This window comes from Mycobacterium sp., assembly GCF_040398885.1.
Lineage (GTDB): Bacteria > Actinomycetota > Actinomycetes > Mycobacteriales > Mycobacteriaceae > Mycobacterium.
This window is the reverse complement of the sequence record NZ_JBBATF010000256.1, coordinates 1-2,665: the sequence shown is the minus strand read 5'-3', so window position 1 is coordinate 2,665 and position 2,665 is coordinate 1. Positions and strand designations below refer to the sequence as shown.

At 70.7% G+C, this 2,665-nt stretch carries 3 protein-coding genes; 1 reads left to right on the top strand and 2 read right to left on the bottom strand.

Features of this window, described 5'->3' with window-relative positions:
* The coding region (locus ADBZ5U_RS15675) for an NRAMP family divalent metal transporter (protein ID WP_526811736.1) at window positions 1-609 on the bottom strand (609 nt) is incomplete at its 3' end.
* Window positions 606-1,433, bottom strand: a complete 828-nt coding sequence (locus ADBZ5U_RS15670) for a magnesium transporter (protein ID WP_526811734.1) — start codon at window positions 1,431-1,433, stop codon at window positions 606-608. The genes ADBZ5U_RS15670 and ADBZ5U_RS15675, both read right to left, overlap by 4 nt.
* A gap of 108 nt (window positions 1,434-1,541) precedes the next feature.
* On the opposite strand from ADBZ5U_RS15670, the gene ADBZ5U_RS15665 reads away from it, so the two are divergent.
* Window positions 1,542-2,665 (top strand): acyl-CoA dehydrogenase family protein (locus ADBZ5U_RS15665; protein ID WP_526811732.1); only part of this gene is annotated, 1,124 nt, incomplete at its 3' end.

Here is a 2,665-nt window from a genome sequence, read left to right as displayed (position 1 = left end):
CAGCCCCCACGGCGCCAGCGTGGTGCCCAGCGTGGCGGTGACGATCGCGATCGCCGCGCCGGTCATCGGCATGCTCGGCACGAAGGTCCCGCGCAGCGCCGCGCCCCAGTCCGGGTGTGCCATGAATCCCGAGGCGATGTAGGCCAGGAACACCGTGGCCAGCATCAGCAGCAGCCTTTCCACCCGGTGGAAACTGCCGCGCAGCACCAGCAGCGACACCGCCACCGCCGCCACCGGGACGCTGATGTAGCGGCTCACCCCGAACAGCTCGAAACCTGCTGCGACACCCGCGAATTCAGCGCAGGTGGTCCCGATGTTGGCCACCACCAAGGCGGCCAGCACCAACCCGCCGACCCGCACGCCGTAGCGCTGGCGGACCAGCCCGATCAACCCCTGACCGGTGACCACCCCCATCCGCGCGGCGAGGCCGTGGAAGACCACCAGCGCCACCGTCGACAGCAGCAGCACCCACAGCAACTGATAACCGTGGTCGGCGCCCAGCACCGAGTAGGTGGTGATGCCGGCCGGATCGTCGTCGGACAGGCCGGCGAGCAACCCCGGCCCGAGCACGGCGAGCAGCGCGGCCCACCTCGCGCGCAATCGGGTCATGCGCGCCGGTCGCGAATCAGATGACGGCGGTGCGGCCACACCCGGTGCCGCAGGAACCGGCGTCCGCGCCACGGTTCCAGTCGGGACAGCCGGTGTCGCCAGGGCCCGGCGTGCTCCGACGGCATCGCCGCCACGATCCGGGCCGCCAGTGCGGCGGGCATCGCCCGCAGCACCCGCTCCCCCACATCCGGGTGCGCGACGCGAACCGCCTCGGCGGCCAAGCCCGGGTCCTCGACCGCCAGGATGTCGCCGGCCGCCTCGACGTCGACCCGGCTGACCAACGCCGCCAGGCCGCGGGCGTCCAGCCGGTGCACGGCCGCCCGCGGAGTGGACAGCTGCACCGTGTGGCCGCGCTCGGAAGTCAGATGCAGGTCCGACCACGCCACGATGTCCGCACCGGCCGGCACCCGGCGCAGGCCAAGCCGGCGCAGCACGCCGGAGAAGCCGACGTCGACTCCGCGGAGTCGCAGCCGGCCGTCGTGGTCACGGCTCAGCACCACATCGGCGACCCGGGCCAGCCGCTGGCCCACGACGTCGACGACCTGGGTGTCCAGCACATCGCGTTTCAGCAGGATCTCATCGGGTTCCAGAGGCGGCGCGCCGGTGGTCCCGGCCGGCTCGGCGGTGACGACCACCCGGTCGGGATGGAACTGCCCGACGCCATCCCACGGCAGCAGGGCGATGCGGCCGTCGGGCCGCCGGACGACCAACCGGTCCACCCGTTCGGTGCCGTCGAGCCGCATGGTCAGGTCGGTCAGCCGCCCCACCGGTGTCCCGTCGGGGGCCACCACCTGCTGACCGGTCAGGCGGCTGAGCAGCAACACGGCTCACAGCATGCCGCATCGTCGAGGTGATCGGAGGCCGGACTGCATGATGGAGTGGTCGGCGGACGCGCGGTGGCGCTGCCCTGAGACCGGAGGTTCATCCAGACCATGTGGGACTTCGAGACCGACCCGGAATACCAGCGCAGGCTCGACTGGGTCGAGGAGTTCCTGCGCGAGGAGTTGGAGCCACTGGATCACGCGCCGCTGGACCCCTACGACAAGAAGAACCCCGAACTGATGCGGGTGCTGCGGCCGCTGCAGCAGCAGGTCAAGGCTCAGGGGCTGTGGGCCGCGCACCTGAGCCCCGAGCTCGGCGGCCAGGGCTACGGCCAGGTCAAGCTGGCCCTGCTCAACGAGATCGTCGGCCGTTCCCGTTGGGCGCCCGCGGTTTTCGGCTCGCAGGCCCCGGACTCCGGGAACGCCGAGATCCTCGCCCTGTTCGGCACCGAGGAGCAGAAGAACCGCTACCTGCAGCCCTTGCTCGACGGGGAGATCTCGTCGTGTTACTCGATGACCGAACCCCACGGCGGTTCGGATCCGGGCCTGTTCACCACCCGCGCGGAACGCGACGGCTCAGGAAGCGGGGACTGGGTGATCAACGGGGAGAAGTGGTTCTCCTCCAACGCCCGCTACGCGTCGTTCTACATCGTCATGGCGGTCACCGACCCGCAGGCCCGCACCCGCCAGAAGATGTCGTTGTTCATCGTGCCGGCCGAGACCCCGGGCATCGAGATCGTCCGCAATGTCGGGGTGGGCGGTGAGCAGTCGTCGCACGCCTCGCACGGCTACGTCCGCTACACCGATGTTCGGGTGCCGGCGGACCATGTGCTCGGCGGGGAGGGGCAGGCGTTCGCGATCGCGCAGACCCGGCTCGGCGGCGGGCGGGTGCACCACGCCATGCGCAGCATCGCATTGGCGCGCAAGGCTTTCGACATGATGTGCGAGCGGGCGGTGTCGCGACGGACCCGCCAGGGCCTGCTGGGCGATTTCCAGATGACGCAGGAGAAGATCGCCGACAGCTGGATCCAGATCGAGCAGTTCCGGCTGCTGGTGCTGCGCACCGCGTGGAAGATCGACCGCTACCAGGACTACCGGAAGGTGCGCCGCGACATCGCGGCGGTGAAGGTCGCGATGCCGGGGGTGCTGCACGACGTGGTCGCGCGGGCCATGCAGTTGCACGGCTCGCTCGGGGTGTCCGACGAGATGCCGTTCGTCAAGATGATGGTGGCCGC